At 41.4% G+C, this 18,093-nt stretch carries 11 protein-coding genes; 6 read left to right on the top strand and 5 right to left on the bottom strand.

Going from position 1 to position 18,093, the window contains the following annotated elements:
* Positions 1-56: 56 nt before the first annotated feature.
* The 4 genes from VS868_RS03515 to VS868_RS03500 all read left to right on the top strand — a co-directional run bounded on the left by VS868_RS03515 (position 57) and on the right by VS868_RS03500 (position 4,760).
* Positions 57-1,010, top strand: coding sequence for a transketolase family protein (locus VS868_RS03515; protein ID WP_345599216.1), 954 nt, complete (start codon positions 57-59; stop codon positions 1,008-1,010).
* A 19-nt stretch (positions 1,011-1,029) separates the two neighbouring features.
* Positions 1,030-2,730, top strand: a complete 1,701-nt coding sequence (locus VS868_RS03510) for a glycoside hydrolase family 43 protein (RefSeq protein ID WP_345599215.1) — start codon at positions 1,030-1,032, stop codon at positions 2,728-2,730.
* 2 nt (positions 2,731-2,732) lie between these two features.
* Positions 2,733-3,785, top strand: coding sequence for an aldose epimerase family protein (locus tag VS868_RS03505; protein WP_345599214.1), 1,053 nt, complete (start codon positions 2,733-2,735; stop codon positions 3,783-3,785).
* 126 nt (positions 3,786-3,911) lie between these two features.
* Positions 3,912-4,760 (top strand): aldo/keto reductase, encoded by an 849-nt coding sequence (locus tag VS868_RS03500; RefSeq protein ID WP_345599213.1) that lies wholly within the window; start codon positions 3,912-3,914, stop codon positions 4,758-4,760.
* Between the two features lie 149 nt (positions 4,761-4,909).
* Here the strand turns inward: VS868_RS03500 and VS868_RS03495 are convergent, their stop codons facing one another.
* The gene (locus VS868_RS03495; protein WP_345599212.1) at positions 4,910-6,910 is read right to left on the bottom strand and encodes a sialate O-acetylesterase; all 2,001 of its coding nucleotides are present in this window, start codon (positions 6,908-6,910) and stop codon (positions 4,910-4,912) included.
* Entirely contained in the window at positions 6,861-7,982 is a 1,122-nt protein-coding gene (locus VS868_RS03490) for a glycoside hydrolase family 43 protein (RefSeq protein WP_266069211.1), read from the bottom strand. The genes VS868_RS03495 and VS868_RS03490 overlap by 50 nt, the downstream gene beginning before the upstream one ends.
* A 285-nt stretch (positions 7,983-8,267) precedes the next feature.
* On the opposite strand from VS868_RS03490, the gene VS868_RS03485 reads away from it, so the two are divergent.
* Complete coding sequence (locus VS868_RS03485) at positions 8,268-11,339, top strand: TonB-dependent receptor (RefSeq protein ID WP_345599211.1); 3,072 nt, start codon at positions 8,268-8,270, stop codon at positions 11,337-11,339.
* A gap of 10 nt (positions 11,340-11,349) precedes the next feature.
* Entirely contained in the window at positions 11,350-13,290 is a 1,941-nt protein-coding gene (locus VS868_RS03480; protein WP_266069209.1) for a RagB/SusD family nutrient uptake outer membrane protein, read from the top strand.
* Positions 13,291-13,564: 274 nt separating this feature from the next.
* Here VS868_RS03480 and xylA read toward each other — a convergent pair whose 3' ends face one another.
* The 3 genes from xylA to xylE are packed head-to-tail and all read right to left on the bottom strand — an operon-like array spanning position 13,565 to position 17,994.
* Entirely contained in the window at positions 13,565-14,878 is a 1,314-nt protein-coding gene (xylA, locus tag VS868_RS03475) for a xylose isomerase (RefSeq protein ID WP_266069208.1), read from the bottom strand.
* Between the two features lie 2 nt (positions 14,879-14,880).
* The gene (locus VS868_RS03470) at positions 14,881-16,377 is read right to left on the bottom strand and encodes an FGGY family carbohydrate kinase (RefSeq protein WP_345599210.1); all 1,497 of its coding nucleotides are present in this window, start codon (positions 16,375-16,377) and stop codon (positions 14,881-14,883) included.
* A gap of 9 nt (positions 16,378-16,386) precedes the next feature.
* Entirely contained in the window at positions 16,387-17,994 is a 1,608-nt protein-coding gene (gene xylE, locus VS868_RS03465) for a D-xylose transporter XylE (RefSeq protein ID WP_345599209.1), read from the bottom strand.
* Between the last annotated feature and the right edge of the window lie 99 nt (positions 17,995-18,093).

Below are 18,093 nucleotides of genomic sequence, written 5' to 3'. Positions count from 1 at the left end.
ATTATTAATTAAATACACGCCCATCTCCCCTCCTTTGGAGGGGTCGGGGAAGGCTTATGAAAAAATATACAGATACAGGAAAAAAAGATACCCGCTCCGGATTTGGAGATGGGCTCACTGAACTGGGACGTAAAAATCCAAATGTAGTTGCTCTTTGTGCAGATTTGGTAGGATCTTTAAAAATGCAGGATTTCATAGACGAGAATCCTGAACGCTTTTTTCAGGTGGGAATTGCCGAGGCCAATATGATTGGTATCGCTGCCGGTCTTACCATTGGAGGAAAGATCCCGTTTGCCGGAACCTTTGCCAACTTTGCCACAGGACGGGTTTATGACCAGATAAGACAAAGTGTTGCCTATTCAGATAAAAATGTGAAAATCTGTGCATCGCATTCAGGGGTTACCCTTGGGGAAGATGGGGCTACTCACCAGATCCTTGAAGATATTGGTCTTATGAAGATGCTTCCGGGAATGACGGTGATCAATACCTGCGACTACAATCAAACTAAAGCAGCAACCCTTGCCATTGCAGAGCACCAGGGCCCTGTGTATTTACGCTTCGGAAGGCCAAAAGTGGCTAATTTCACACCGGCCGATGAAGAGTTTCAGATAGGAAAAGCAGTCCATTTACTGGAAGGGAACGATGTAACCATTATTGCCACAGGCCATTTGGTTTGGGAAGCAATTCAGGCTGCAGAACAACTTGCAGAAAAAGGCATAAGTGCTGAGGTGATAAATATTCACACCATAAAACCTCTTGATGAAGAAGCCGTGCTTGCCTCGGTGAAAAAAACAGGATGTGTAGTGACTGCCGAAGAACACAACTACCTGGGCGGCCTGGGTGAGAGCATTGCCCGTACTTTGGTGAAAAATCATCCTGCACCTCAGGAATTTGTGGCAACTAATGACACTTTTGGAGAAAGTGGAACTCCTGAACAGCTTTTGGAGAAATACGGGTTAAATGCTGAAGCCATTGTAAAAGCTTCTGAGAAGGTAATTAGTAGAAAATAAAGAAATAACGCTGTACTTCATGAAAAATATTCTTCGACTAAGGTTTCAAAAATGGCTTTTTACAGGCCTCTTTATTTTAGGTTCATTCTTTATGGTGGGCGCCCAGGAGACATTTCAGAATCCAATTCTGGCAGGCTGGTATCCCGATCCCGCAATTACCGATGATGGTAACGGAAATTTCTACATGGTGCATTCCACCTTCGCTTTTTACCCGGGAATCCCGGTTTTCCACAGTACAGATCTTGTAAACTGGAAGCAGATAGGCAATGTAATTGACCGGCCAGATCAAATTGACCTGGAAGGCTTTGGAACTTCCCGCGCTATTTTCGCACCCGATATTAGCTATGATAATGGAATCTTTTACCTCACCTGTACAGTTGTGGACGGTAAAGGAAACTTTGTAATGACTGCCGAAGATCCCGAAGGTCCATGGAGTGATCCCGTGTGGCTTCCTGAAGTTCTCGGGATCGATCCCGGGTTGTTCTTTGACGAAGAAAAATCTTATATAGTTTACAACAGCGATCCGCCAAATAATGAGTTTTTATACGATGGACACCGCACTATACGCATGATGGAATTTGATAAAGAAATCCTGAAAACTGTAGGAGAAAATCGGATTCTGGTGAACGGCGGAGTCGATATTTCTACCAAGCCGGTTTGGGCTGAAGGTCCCAGGATCTACAAATTGAATGGCTATTATTACCTAATGACTGCCGAAGGTGGTACTGCGGTAAACCATTCAGAAATGATCTACAGGAACAGGAATATTGACGATGAATTTATTCCTTATAAAGAAAATCCTATCCTTACGCAGCGACATCTGGATCCAGACAGGCCAAATCCAATAACTTCAGCGGGACATGCCGATATTGTGCAGCACCCAAATGGTGACTGGTATGGAGTTTTTCTTGCAGTTCGCCCTTATGAAGGTGATTATTATAACACCGGAAGAGAGACTTTTATGACCCCTGTAAAATGGGAAAATGACTGGCCAGTTTTTGACCTGGGAGGTGAGGAGATCAAATATGAATATCCGCTTCCTGAAGGCGTGACTTTAAATAAAGATCTTTTTCAGCTGAATGGTGATTTTGAGTTTAAAAATGATTTTGATGAGAAGGAACTGGCATTTCACTGGTTATTTCTTCGGAATCCAAAAGAAAAATGGTACGACTTAAACGAGCGGGATGGTTACCTGGTAATGAAGACAAGGCCCGAAACGGTTTCGGGTACTTCTAACCCGAGTTTTATATCACATCGCCAGCAACATTTAACTGGTGAGGCGGCAGTATCATTAGAATTTGAAACTAAAAAAACCAACGAGAAAGCCGGGTTGATAGCATTTCAGAATGAATCCCACTTTTATTTTATAGCTAAATCTTATGAAGGAAATTCCCCTGTAGTGCAGCTTTATAAAGGAAATAAGGGCGGAGAAGAATTACTTGCGAGCAAGAAACTTTCTTCTTCAGCCAAAGAGATCGATTTTAAAGTGGAATTTGATGAAGATCTATACAAGTTCTTTTACAAAACCGGATCGGAATGGGAAAACCTTGGCGGCGAACTGGAGGGAAAATATTTGAGTACCAGAGCGGCAGGCGGATTTGTAGGTGCTAATCTTGGGATGTACACTACTTCCAATGGGGAAGCATCTGAAAATAAGGCTGCTTTCGACTGGTTTAAATATTCAGGAAATGATGAGGTTTATCAAAAGAAGCAAGAGTAAGAATGCATAGAGAAAAATACGGGGTTACTGCACAGGGGGAACAGGTAGACCAGTTTACCCTTCGAAATGAACTGGGAATAGAAGTGAAGATCATTACTTATGGTGGTCGTATTACTTCTTTAAAAGTACCCGATAAAAACGACAATTTTGAAGATGTGGTTTTGGGCTTTGATTCTCTGGAGCAATACCTGGAAGAAAATCCCTTTTTTGGAGCCCTTATCGGGCGTTATGGCAACAGGATCGCCAAAGGGAAATTCTCCCTTGACGGGCAGGAATACACGCTCGCACAAAATAATGGAGAAAATCATTTACACGGCGGGGACAAAGGATTTGATAAGGTGGTTTGGAAGGTGAAAGAGTTTTTAGACCCCAATAGCCTGGTGCTATCCTACATTAGTGAACATATGGAAGAGGGATATCCGGGGCGACTGGAGACCGAAGTGACCTATACCCTTACTGAAGATAATTCTTTAAATGTGGAATATAAAGCCACTACCGACAGGAGAACTATAGTGAACCTTACCCAGCACGCCTATTTCAATTTGTCTGGTGACTTTACCAACAGCATATTGAATCATCAAGTTCAAGTCAATGCAGATGATTTTGTGCCGGTAGATGAAAATCTCATTCCTGTCGGGGAAATTGCGCCAGTGGCAGGAAGCCCTTTTGATTTTAGTAAACCTAAAGCAATTGGGGAGGAAATTAATGCGGCGCATGAGCAACTGAAACGAGGTAACGGCTATGACCATACCTGGGTGATCAACAACCCGGTGGGCGGACTGTGTTTCGCAGCTTCGGCACTTCACCCCGAGTCGGGAAGGCTGTTAAAGGTATACACTACCGAACCCGGAATGCAGCTCTATACCGGAAACTTCCTTGACGGCACTTTGCCACTTCAGTATGGTAAAGGATTTTATGAAAAGAGAAGTGGATTTTGCTTTGAAACACAACATTATCCCGATTCCCCAAACCAGGAGAATTTCCCGTCAGTAGTACTGGAACCAGGAGAGATCTATTCCAGTAAAACTAGTTTTAGATTTTCAGTAAAAGCATAAGCTGGCGTATAGATCTTCAGCTAAATTTTTTGAAGTATTTAATTATTGAGGGAAAGAAGTTTCAGAAAAGAGATCCAAAAATGCCATTTTTGAGTACTATTAATTTTACGGCGTAAAAGAGATACTATGAATATTGGAAATATTAACGGAACTACCACCTTACACAATGGCGTTGCTATGCCGGTCCTTGGACTTGGGGTTTATAAAGCCAAAGAAGGCAGGGAAGTCATTGAGTCTATACATCATGCGCTAGACGCCGGGTACAGGCATATAGATACGGCATCTTTTTACGAGAACGAAAGTGGGGTAGGGGAAGCTATTAAAAGTTCGAAAATCCCCCGGGAAGAGATCTTTGTCACCACCAAGGTGTGGAATGATGATCAGGGTTTTGAAGAAACGCTTAAAGCTTTTGACAAATCTCTGGAGAAGCTGGGACTCGATTACATTGATCTTTATCTGATACACTGGCCGGTGCCGGGAAAATATGTTGAAACCTGGAAAGCCCTGGAAAAGTTGTATTCTGAAGGAAAAGTGAAAGCTATAGGTGTTTCAAACTTTCTGGAACATCAACTGAAGGACATTTTGAATGATTGCAGCATAAAGCCTATGGTTCTGCAAAATGAATTCCACCCCAGGCTGGTACAGCAGTCATTGATCGATTTTTGCAAACGGAGCCAAATCCAATATGAAGCCTGGTCGCCTTTAATGAGAGGAGAAGTCTTTAAAAATCCTCTCCTGAAGGAGCTTGCTAAAAAATATGGAAAGACTGTTGCGCAACTGGTTATACGTTGGGACCTTCAGAAAGGAGTGGTAACCATTCCAAAAAGTGTTCACAGAAACCGCATTTTTGAGAACGCAGATGTTTTTGATTTCGAGATTTCTGAAGAAGATATGCGGCAAATAGATGCCTTAGACCGGGAAGAACGAACAGGAGCACACCCCGATGACTTCATGGACCACTTCAGAAATAGTTAAAGGGTTTTCCTAAAGTTGTATTTCATAGGGAGCAAATCCGACCTTATTGCCTTTTAAATACAGGCCTAATTCATTTCTAAAACACAAGACCATCATTGAGAAACAGGATTCTCTAATGATGGTCTTGTAATTTTGAGGATTGCTATAACTTATTGAGCAAACTCCCAGTCATCGGTTCTAAAAGGAGATGCAGGTAAACCATCTTTATTGTAGAGGTTTGCACCTTCCGGGTTATCTGCCCAGGCGTAACGGACTGCTACGGGATCTTTAATTTCGGGGTGATATACCACGACCTTATCTCCCCTGATTTCAGCCTGTGCCCACTTGAATTCCCGGTCTTTTCCGGCAATGGAAAAATAGGACAGGGATTTGCCATTTTTGGATACCAGGCCATCTCCTACATTTTCAAAAGAGATCACTATAGAATCTCCTTCTTTTGAAAAGGACTTATATAAAGGACCTGCAGGAACTATATCTTCCCCATAAGCCACCTTTTTTGCCGCTCTTGCCAGTCTCTCTCCCACATCTTTTTTATTTAATGGGTGGATGTCATTTGCTTCTCCCACATCTATGGCAACAGCCATTCCGGTGTGAGGTACAGTCAGGGTTTTTAACTGGGCATCTCTTAATCTCGCCCATTGACTATCTGCCGGTTGATCTTTGGTCCCCATGAAGTTGGCGAGTTGAACATAAAGGAAAGGTAGATCTGGCTCATTCCATTTGTTTCTCCAGTCTTTAATGAGCGTAGTCATAAGAGCCTGATATTCTCCCGGGGTATCTGCATTGGATTCTCCCTGGTACCAAATCACCCCTTTTATGGAATAATCAATTAAAGGATTGATCATGGCATTGTACAGCCCAAGAGGTTTCCACCTGATGAAGGTTTGCCCTTGTAAACGTGGCATTTCAGCCCCAAGTTTAAACTTCCAGGTGCCGGTAAGGTCTATCTCTTCTTCTGCTGTAATGAGTTTGTATTCTTTTTCTTCTACAAAACCTCCACGTCCCCCTTCATTTATAATACGGATGCTAATTGTGTTCTCTCCGGCTTTTAATACGCCCTCTGGAATTTCATAACGTCGTGGTGGATATTGATAGGTGGTATTGCCCACAAATTTTCCATTTACAAATACTGAATCTGCATCTACGATACGTCCTAATATGAGTTTAGCCGCTCCTTGAGCCTGGTCTTCCTTAAGATCAACTGTCTTTCTAAACCATACAACCCCATTTTTTGGCCCAAGATCTGTTTCGGCCCAATAACCGGGAATATCCATAGTTTTCCAGGAAGAGTCGTCGAGATTCGCCGCTTTCCAGTTCTCTTTAAGGCCTACATCCTTCTTTTGGGTTTCGCTGTACCAATTTCTTATACGGGTTTGATCGGCAGTTGCAATGCTATCTCGTAGATCTTCACTTTGGAACCTGATAGCTTCCCTGTAATGCTCAGGAAATTGTTTTAGTGCATCTTCACTTATCCAGGCTTCCGCAGGAGATCCTCCAAGTGCCGAGTTAATTATGCCAATGGGTACATTATATTCTTCATAAAGGTCTTTGGCAAAGAAATAACCTACTGCAGATAATTTTTCAATAGTGTTTGAAGCAACCGGGATCCATTCCCCACCTTCAATATCTTCTTTGGCTTCATTGAAATTATAGGTTTTAGGGACTTCAAAATAGCGGATGGCCTCATTGGATGCTGTTGCAATTTCCTCTGGGTATAAAGGTGCAACGCGAGACATTGGGAGCTCCATATTTGATTGTCCTGAGGCAAGCCATACATCCCCAATATAAATATCTTTTAGCTGGATTGTGTTGCTGCCTTTGATTTTCATTTCAAAAGGGCCTCCGGCTTTTAGATCGTCTAGTGAAATTGACCATTTCCCTTCGGAATCTGCAACTGTTTCGTATTCTTTGCCCAGGAATAAAATTGAAATGGGCTCCTGTTTAGAAGCCCATCCCCATATTTTTACTTCACTATTTCGCTGAAGAACCATCCCATCATTAATAAGCCTGGGTAATTTTACCTGCCCAAAAACTGTAATGGAACAACTGCTGAAAATTAACAGCGCAAGAAAAGTTCTGAAAAATGCCATTTTTGGAAGGTTACTCTGCATTTTCATTGGCATAAGCGCTGATGGTTTCAATGCTTCCATCTTCATTATGTTTTAATTCTGCTACCTTCATACTTCTTAAGTAAGTCTTTCCGCCAGAAAGAGAACTGTCGTGATAGAACAAATACCATTTACCATTATATTCTACAATGGAGTGGTGGTTTGTCCATCCCAATACAGGCTCAAGGACCACACCCTGATAAGTGAAGGGGCCATAAGGGCTATCTCCTGTTGCATAAGCAATGTTATGAGTGTCTCCGGTTGAATAGGAGAAATAGTAGGTGTCATTATATTTATGAACCCATGCTGCTTCAAAGAATCTCCTTTCATTATCACCTGTGGTAAGTGGGTTACCTTCTTTATCAAGGATCTGTACATCACGTAGTTCTTCAGCAAATCCAAGCATATCATCACTCATACGGGCAATTTTTGGCATAAGAGCAGGTTCGTCATCTGCAGGATACACATCTTCTTCTCCCTGGTATTCATTATTGCGGTAGCGTTGTAGCTGTCCTCCCCAAATTCCACCAACATACATATAATAGGCTCCGTCAGTATCTTTATAAACTGCAGGATCTATACTATAGCTGTTTGCAATAGGTTCATCTTGTGGTTCAAACGGGCCGGCAGGGGAATCCCCAACAGCAACACCAATTCTAAAGATGTCATTTTCGTCTTTTGCAGGGAAATAGAGGTAGTATTTACCATCTTTTTCAGCAGCGTCTGGTGCCCACATTTGTCGGGAAGCCCATTTTACATCTTCCACATCTAACACTTTACCGTGATCTGTAACTTCGCCACCTACACTATCCATAGAATAAACGTGGTAGTCTTTCATGTTGAAATGAGCACCCGTATCATCTTCAGGTATTCCTGAATCCCAGTCATGGGAAGGATAAACATATATTTTGCCTTCGAATACGTGTGCAGAGGGATCGGCAGTATAATTATCTTTTACCAGTGGTTCTGAAGCAAATTCAGGAATGGTGTCATTGGTTTCCTCATTAATTTCTTCAACCTGCTGATTGTTATTTTCATTCTTACATCCCGTAAGTAATAAAACTGTGAATAGCGGATAAGCCAGTTTCTTGATTGTGGATAAATGTCTTTGCATTAGGAAAAATTTACTGTTTAATTAAAATTTTTTGTTAAAGAAGCTTTATGCTAAAATAACAAAATAAAATCAATCGTATTCGTAAATTTTGAAGTTTATCAATTATCTGGTAAACAGATAATTGAATTTTTATAGGCGGGCATTATGACAGCGTGAAAGAAATTTAACTTATTTTTTACGCAACCGATTGCGTAAATTGATAAAATACGTATATTTATCCTTATGAAAGCTTAACAGCTAATTAACCAATATAATCGTTCTTAATTTTTTTTAAACTATGACAACATGAAGGAAGTATTACTATTAAAAGGAAAACGTTCCTGGAAAAGTCTATTACTAATATTAACAGTAATGATGACTTGTGCCGCAACCGCTCAAAACATAACGGTTTCGGGAACAGTAACAGATGAAGTAGGGCCTTTACCCGGGGTTACTGTTCTGCTTCAGGGAACCTCCCGGGGTGTAACAACCGACTTTGATGGAGAATATGTGATAGAGGATGTGCCATCTAACGGAGTGCTGGTGTATTCATATGTTGGGTTCGCTACTCAAATGGTCAATATTAATGGCCGCAACGAAATCGATATAGTTCTGCAGGAAGATACAGAAGCCCTGGAAGAGGTAGTTGTAATTGGATATGGAACTCAGCGTAGAGAGGCAGTAACCGGTTCTGTTTCCTCAATTGGCGGGGAAGAATTAAGAGACATCCCTTCTGCTAATATTTCTGAAGCTTTACAGGGGAGACTTCCCGGGGTAGAGCTTGCGCAAACTTCTTCCCAGCCTGGTGCTCCACAGCAAATTCGTATTCGGGGAACACGTTCATTAACTGCCAGCAATGATCCATTGATCGTGCTTAACGGTGTGCCTTTTGCAGGATCTCTAAATGACATAAACCCTAATGATATTCAAAGTATGGATATCCTTAAAGATGCTTCGGCAACAGCGATTTATGGATCCAGGGGTGCTAACGGGGTTGTGATCATTACAACTAATACCGGGAGACAGGGGCAGGCTGCGCAATTTAGCTATGATGCTTTTTATGGTGTGAAGACGGTGTTTGGGGAATATCATATGATGAGTGGGCCTGAGTTGGTAGCCCTGCGTGAAGCTGCTAACCAATATGAAAATGGTGCAGATGAGATGGATGATGTAAATACCGACTGGCAGGACCTTATGTATGAAAACAGTCTTATTACCAATCATAACCTTGGTGTTTCTGGAGGTACAGAAAGCGGAAGCTATAATGCCAGTCTTGGTTACACTAAAGATGCAGCTGTTCTACCCGAACAGTACTTTGAGCGAATATCTTTTAATGGAACTCTTAGCCAGGAGATTGGAGATTACATAAAGGTTGGGTTTAGTACCAACAATAATTATTCGGTAAGAAACGGAATGAACTTGGGGATCTATGATGTTTTGGCTGCTTCCCCAATTGCCAGTCCATATAATGAAGATGGCTCTTTAAAAAGAGTAATAAGCCTGGCTGCAGATGATATGTGGGTACGTACCAGAAAAAGCATTGAAAACCTTGGCGATTCCTGGATAGATCAATCCAGAGAATTTGGAACCTTCAATAACTTTTTTGGAGAGCTTGAAATTCCTGGTGTTGAAGGGTTGAAATACAGAATTAACCTGGGTCTTAATTACAGGAGTACGCATGGTGGAAGCTATACCGGAGAAGGAGTTTTTAGTGTTTCAGAAAGTACACTTTCAAACGCTTCTATTAATAATTCCATTACTACCCGTTACTTAGTGGAAAATTTAGTGACCTATGACCGTACTTTTAACGATAGTCACAGAATAAACGTAGTAGGTCTATATTCTACAGAAGAAACTAAATTTAATAGTTCTAGTATTGCTGCCCTTGGAATTCCTACAGATCAGTTTCAGTTCTATAATTTAGGTCAGGCAACAGATGAGATCATTATAGATCCTGCTAATCAGGGCTACTACCGAAGCGGTTTAATGTCCTATATGGGTAGGATAATGTACGAGTATGAGAACAAGTACATGTTGTCTGCTACATTGCGTTCAGACGGTTCTTCCAGGCTTGCTGAAGGTCATAAATGGCATACATATCCCGCAGTTTCTGTTGGTTGGAATCTTGGCAACGAAGCATTTATGGAAAATGTGGAATGGATGAACTCTCTTAAGATTCGTGCGGGTTATGGAGAAACTTCAAACCAGGCGGTAGATCCTTATTCCACTTTAGGGCTATTGGCCACAAGACCATATAATTTTGGACCCGATAATTATGCAGTGGGATATTATGTTTCTCAGCTTCCCAACCCTGAACTGGGATGGGAATACTCTACAACGTATAACTTTGGAGTAGACTTTTCATTACTTAATTATAGACTTACGGGTACTGCAGAATACTATATTACAAACACCAATGACATCCTTTACAATGTAGTACTTCCGGGTACTTCTGGGGTAGGAAGTTATACTGCCAACATTGGTGAGACCCAAAACAAGGGATTTGAACTTTCTCTTAATGGGGTAATTTTCGATAACCCCGATGGCTTTAGCTGGGAGGCAGGCCTTAACCTGTATTCTAATGAGAATGAGCTTGTGGCCCTTGCTTCAGGAACTTCTCAGGATGTAAGTAATAACTGGTTTGAAGGTCATCCTATTAATGTGATCTATGACTATGAGCGTATTGGGCTTTGGCAGGAAGATGATCCTTATCTGGATATATTGGAACCAGGAGGAAATGTTGGGATGATCAAGGTAAGGTATACCGGGGAATATGATGCCAATGGTGTACCGGTGAGGCAAATTGGTCCAGATGATAGAAAGGTAATTGATGTAAACCCCGATTTTCAGGGAGGTTTCAATACTCGTCTCGCCTACAAAAATTTCGATTTTACTGCAGTAGGTGCATTCCAGTCTGGAGGTGTACTTATTAGTACCCTGTATGGATCTTCAGGTTATTTGAATATGCTTAATGGTCGTCGCGGTAATGTGGATGTTGATTACTGGACACCAGAAAATACAGGAGCCAGGTATCCAAAACCGGGAGGAGTAACCAGTGGTGATAACCCAAAATATGGTTCTACACTGGGATATTTTGATGCTTCATATTTGAAGATACGTACTCTTACGCTGGGATATAATTTTGATAAAGAAACAATAGGTGATCTTGGATTTAAGGATCTTAGACTTTATGGTACTGTTCAGAATGCTTTTGTACTATTTTCACCTTATTATGATGAATCGGGAATGGATCCGGTGACCAACTCTTATGGAGATCAGAATTCAGCGGTAGCAGGTTACCCAAGCAGGCTTCTTACCATTGGGACAAACACTCCCGCTACGAGGAATTACCTATTAGGTGTGAACTTAACTTTTTAAAAAAATTATTATGAAAAATATTCGTTTAAAAACTTCTGTTATAACCACTCTTGTGTTGGCTATGCTTCTGGTTTCCTGTTCAGAAGATATTCTTGAAGAGACGCCAAGAAGCACTTATGAACCAGGTTTCTTTAAAACTGAAACCGGAGTGTTGGGAGGGTTGACCTCTATGTATGCTCATTTGAGATATATTTATGGACAGGCATATTACTATAATACTACTTTAACGGGTACAGATGAAGTAACTTATGCCCAGAGTGCAGATCAAAACTTCCTGGTAATGGATCTTTCGGGACAGGGGAATATTACTCCTGAAGATAGCCGGGCCGATGCAATTTGGAATATATCCTTTTCAAATATCAACACTGCTAACGGGGTCATCGAAAATGCCGAGGCAGTAGGAATATCTGATGAACTTACGGCCGAGGCAAGATTCTTTAGAGGGTTTGATTACTTTTTGCTGGTCCAGACCTTTGGAGGTGTGCCGTTAGACCTTGGAGCTGGAGAACTTACTTTCAATACCAACCCTACGAGAACATCTACAAGAAATACAGTTCCCGAAGTTTATACCAGGGCTATATTTCCCGATCTTCTTGGCGCAGTTGAAAACCTTCCTGAATTTCCCAGAGTTACCGGCGGAGCAACTAAAACTGTTGCCAGGTTGTATTTAGCTAAAGCTTATTTAACTTATGGATGGTGGTTAGAGAATCCAAATAATATTCCTACCTATCCCGAAACCAGCCGCACAGATCCCGACGGTCATGATGCGCAGTGGTATTTCCAGCAAGCTTATGACGTTGCAACAACAGCGATCAATAATCCCGGACCTTTTGGGCTTCAGCCTACCTACTATGACGTAAATAATGCTGAGAACGACAGGAATAGTGAGATCTTACTTTATGCAGATCATACTGAAACCAGTGAGTATTATAACGGAGCCAGTCTAACCTATAGTGGTGGTGGCGCTCCCGAAAATTTTGCTGGTTGGATGATGACTTGGAACTATACCGTTATTCGCAGCGCAAAAGACCCTAACTGGAGTGAAACCGTGAGTTCGGTACAAAGAGAAGATTCTCAGGATCTTGGTCGTCCATGGACCAGGATGGCACCAACTATTGGCGCTATTACTCAAACTTTTGCAGATAAAACCCAGGACTCCCGCTATGATGGAACTTTTACCACAACCTATCGTGGAAACTGGCCAAAAGGTGGGGTAGAGCAGGATGTGTTATATAATGCCAATGGACTTCCGGTGGAACCGGGAGACGCAATCCTGACTTTCCTGGACGAGCAGCCTGATGCTGCAATTGATTATCCTGATGGACAGGGAAAAAGTAACATTGGTGCAGGTGTGTTGCCGGGAAGATCAGATTTTGTTATAGGCCCGCAGGATATTAGTAGAAGAACCTATCCTGGACTATGGAAATTAGGTCCATACCGCACTAATACAGGAGATGGTCTTGGTCAACCAAATGCTGCCAGTACCAGGCCTTTTAACATCGCTAAATTCTCTGAACTATATTTTATTGCTGCTGAAGCTGCTGTAAAAGGCGCTAATGCTACAGGAATGTCTGCAAGAGAATTGATCAATGTGATTAGAGCAAGAGCAGGAGTTTGGAGATGGGATAATAATGCAGGAGAGCCTAAAATAGCAGATTTCAGCAACGAACTTATTTCTGAAACTCCGGCAGAAATAGATATTTACTACATCCTGGCAGAAAGGTCCAGAGAATATTTTGGGGAGGGATATCGCTGGTATGATCTTATTCGTACCCAAACATGGGAAGAATTGGCTTCAACCTACCGTATTGCGGGTAGTGATTATGGAGATCATAATGCTCAAACCATAAATCGGGATATTCAGCCATTCCACTACTTACGTCCCATCCCTCAAGGTCAAATTGACGCAATGGAAGGGGATACAGGAGTATACCAGAACCCGGGTTATTAAGAATAAATATTGAATATCAAAAGCTAAAGAGGCTGTCTGAAAAGGCAGCCTTTTTTTGTTCGGGTTACACCGCAAAATTTCTTGTTTAAGAATGCTGAAAAATGATATATAAGCTGTATCATTTCTTACCAATTTTTCATTACAAAAGATTGTTTATAAATGCCCTTTTTGACAGGTAAGGAGATTTTGTAACCGCACAGTTTGTATAAAAAAAAGCCGCCTGAAGAATGCTTCAGGCGGCTTAATAGTAAAACTTTGTTTGGTTGAAATTATTCTAGTAGGAATTAGCGATAATTTGTTCAAACAGCTCTTGTTTACCACTTATTTGCTGAGGTTCTCCTGCTTCACGGGCTATCTTGCTCAAATCTTCCAGAGAAAGTTCGCCGTTTTCGAATTTAGCTCCGTTTCCACTGTCAAAAGAGGAGTAGCGTTCTTTTCTAAGTTGTTTATACTTAGAGTTCTCCAGTATATTATTGGCGCAAATAAGGCCTCTCGCAAAAACATCCATTCCTGAAACGTGAGCAATGAATTTATCTTCCAGGTCGGTAGAATTACGTCTTACTTTAGCGTCAAAATTGATTCCTCCGCCCTGTATTCCGCCGCCTTCCAGGATAATAAGCATTGCCTGCGTGATTTCGTATAGATCAATTGGGAATTGGTCTGTATCCCAGCCGTTTTGATAATCACCCCTATTTGCATCGATGCTTCCTAACATTCCGGCATCAACAGCTACCTGCAACTCATGTTCAAAAGTATGTCCTGCAAGGGTTCCGTGATTTACCTCCAGGTTTAATTTGAAGTCATTTTCAAGGCCGTACTGTCTTATGAAACTCAGCGAAGTTGCAGCATCATAATCATACTGGTGCTTGGTAGGCTCCATCGGCTTTGGTTCTATAAAGAAATTTCCTTTAAAACCTTGTTTTCTGGCGTAATCTTTACAGGTGTTAAGGAATCTTCCCAAATGATCTAATTCTCTTTTCATATCGGTGTTAAGAAGGCTCATATAACCTTCACGGCCACCCCAGAATACATAATTCTCACCTCCAAGGGCCATAGTAGCATCTAGAGCGATCTTTGCCTGTGCACCTGCGTAGGCCAACACATCAAAGTTTGGATTCGTAGCGGCACCATTCATATAGCGTGGATTGCTGAAGAGGTTTGAAGTACCCCATAACAATTTGATCCCGCTTTCTTGCTGCTTTTGCTTAGCATACTCTACCATGGTTTGTAGGCGTTTTTCGAACTCTGCAAGAGTTGGTGCTTCATCTACAACGTCTACATCGTGGAAACAGTAATAAGATGTTCCCAGCTTGGTCATGAATTCGAATGCCGCATCCATTTTGTCTTTTGCTCGGGTAATGGGATCGTTACTTTTATCCCATTCAAATGTTTCTGTCCCCGGCCCAAATGGATCACTTCCGGTGTTGTTAAAAGTGTGCCAGTAGGCAGTAGCAAATTTCAGGTGTTCCTTAAGTGTTTTACCTGCTACAACTTTATTTTCGTCATACCATTTAAAAGCAAGCGGATTGTCACTCTCCCTGCCTTCAAATTTGATTTTGTCAATGTTTTTGAAAAATTTTGATTCCATAATTACTCTTTTTCAGTTTTAATGTTGCTTTTCCATTTTCCGTAGATCTCTTCATACTGGCTGGAGAGTTCTTTTTGTGGTTCCAGGCACTCCAGGCGTTGAAGATTTTGAAACGCTTCTTTTAGATTTTTATAATATCCGAAGCCATAGGCTGCGCCACGTGCTGCACCCTCGGCTCCTGAAGTGTTATAGAGTTCGAGTTGTGCCTGGGTGGTGTTGCAAAAGATCTCCCTAAAAACAGGACTTAAGAAAAGGTTTCCTTTTCCGGCACGTACAATTTCACCAGATGTTCCAAGCGACTTCATAACATCGAACCCATAATTCATTGCGAATACAATTCCTTCACAGGCAGATCTTATCAGGTGGGCAGGTTGATGAATATTAAAATTGAGGTTTTCAATACCCGACTTTGCCTGTCGGTTATTAAAAATTCGTTCTACTCCATTTCCAAAAGGGTAAAAACGTAGATCTTCACTTCCGGGTTTTGCTTTTGCAGCTTCGGAATTAAGTACATCATATGAAATGAGCTCTCTGTCTCCCACCGACATTATTTTCCGAAGCCATTGATATAGAATTCCTGAGCCATTTATAATTCCCAGCAGGCCATTTCTCTTTTGATCTTGAGTATTACTCACATGAAGAAATGTATTGATACGATTTTGCTCGTCGTAAATGTCTTTATCTGTAACAGCGTATATTACTGCTGATGTTCCTGCCGTGGTGGCTATCTCTCCCGGATTAAGTACATTAAGTGAGAGGGCATTGTTTGGCTGATCGCCTGCGCGGTATGTGATTTTGACACTGCTGTCAAGCCCCAGTTGGTTTGCTACATCAGGGTGAATGGTAGCCTGCTCCCCAAAAGTGGGAACAATTTCGGGCACCAATTCCCTTTCTAATCCCATTTTCTCAAGGATTTCGGTAGCCAGCCTGCCTTCGGGAAAATTCCAGAGTGCAGCTTCAGATAAGCCAGAAGAAGTTGTTTGAGGAATACCTGTAAGCTTTGCAGCTAAAAAATCTCCCGGTAACATCATGTATTTTGCCCTGGCATATACTCCCGGCTCATTCTGCTTGACCCAACTAAGTTTAGATGCAGTAAAATTTCCGGGACTTCCAAGGATCTGCTCATTGCAGTTCTTCTCCCCTATAGTTTTATATGCTTCATGACCTATTTCTGCAGCCCGGCTGTCACACCATATAATTGAGGGCCTTACGGGCTCAAGGTTTTCATCGGTAATTACAAGGCCATGCATTTGGTAAGCAATACCAATTCCTTTAATCTGCTTTAGGTCATAGTTATGCTTGTTACTTATTTCATTTAGACCCTGCTTTAGATATTGCCACCAGCTGTTAGGATCCTGTTCGGCCCAACCAAACCTGGGTGCCTTCATTTCCATTTCAAAATCGGGTGCCGTAACAGAACATACGGTCTCACCTTTTTCTGCATTTAGTACAGATAGTTTTATTGAAGAACTACCTAAATCTATTCCTAAAAAGTGCATAAATATTCTTTATTTTTTCTTCATCCATAGTTCTTCCATATCTTCCAGGGTTCTTCCTTTAGTCTCTGGGACAAACTTCCAGATAAAGAGTAAAGAAAGAAGAGCCATCACTCCATATATCCAGTAAGAGAAGCCGTGATTGAAATGTTCTACAAGAGCCGAATTGTTATTCATCATAGGGAATGTCCAGGAAACAATAAGATTGGCTAACCATTGAATTGCTACTGCAACTGCCATTACACCCCGAATTTTATTAGGGAAAATTTCTGAAAGTAGTACCCAGGTTACAGGTCCCCACGACATAGCGAATGCAGCAATGTAAAGAAGCATAAGAAGTAGTGCTGGTAAACCTTCAGTTTCTGTATACAGTGCAAAGCCAAGGCCTATCATAGCTACAGCCATAACCGCACTACCAATCATCATCAATTTTTTTCTTCCAAAATTATCCACAGTCATGATTGCCAGTACTGTGAAGAGCATATTAATTGCTCCCACAATAATGGTTTGGAGCATCGAAGCATCTGTTTCCATTCCCATTCCCCTAAAGATTTCCGGGGCGTAGTATAAAACCACGTTGATACCTACAAACTGTTGGAATATGGAAAGAAGAATTCCTATGATAACAACACCCCACCCAAAAGAAAGCCAATGCGATTTTGTGCGACTAAAAGAGGCTTTAATATCGGACAGGATTCGGGTGGCTGTTTCAGGCCCATTTAATTTGGTAAGTACTTTCATCGCATCTTCTTCATTCCCCTTCATGGTCTGGTACCTTGGAGTTTTAGGAACAAAGAACAGGAAGAGCAGGAAGAGTAAGGCAGGAATTGCTTCAGAAAGGAACATATATCTCCATCCGGTTTCATTGATCCACAATTCTGTTTGTCCACTTACAATAAAGTAGTTTACAAAATACACCACTAACATTCCTGTAACGATTGCGAACTGGTTAAAAGAAACGAGTTGACCTCTTATATTAGCAGGTGCCATTTCGGCTATGTACATTGGGGCCAGCATACTTGCCAGTCCTACTCCTATACCTCCTATAATTCTATAGATGATAAAAGCAGTTAAGTCATTCCCGGGGAAGATATTCATGACCTCGGGGTAAGAAGAACCAAGTGCTGAAATTAAAAAGAGTAGGGCTGCAATGATCAATCCATTTCGCCTACCTATAGAATTAGCTACGTTGTCACCAAGTGAGGCTCCAATAATACAACCTACCAGGGCGCTACTCACCATAAACCCTAAAATAGAATTCCTGAGATTCTCGGTGAGAATGTTAGGAAGGGTTAGGAATTGAAAATAAAAGACCGCACCTCCAAAGATGAGGATTGCGGCAATAATGGTATAAGCTTTATTTTTCTGAAAGAACTTAAGGATAAAATCTGCAAACAAAATACCTATGGCCAGAACGCATAAGCTTATTGTGATTTTAAACTGAAAAATAGTGTCTTCAGCAAATGAAGGGCTGTTCTCGAGGGAGGTGATAAAGAAATTTTCCAGAGCACCTACCGCTCCTGATATCACTGCAGTATCATAGCCAAATAAAAGGCCTCCTAAACTTGCTACTATGGTGATAAGATAAACGCTTGTTTTACTTGTGTGGGTTGTGGCCATCTTATTTTTGTATCTTATGGTTTAATTGACTACAAGTTTAAATATTAATTTTTAATTTAGCAATTATTAAATGCTAATATTAAAGTATTCTTAAAATTT

Source organism: Salinimicrobium sp. 3283s, from assembly GCF_039602225.1.
In the GTDB taxonomy this organism is placed as follows: domain Bacteria; phylum Bacteroidota; class Bacteroidia; order Flavobacteriales; family Flavobacteriaceae; genus Salinimicrobium; species Salinimicrobium profundisediminis.
This window is presented reverse-complemented; position numbering and strand designations above follow the sequence as displayed.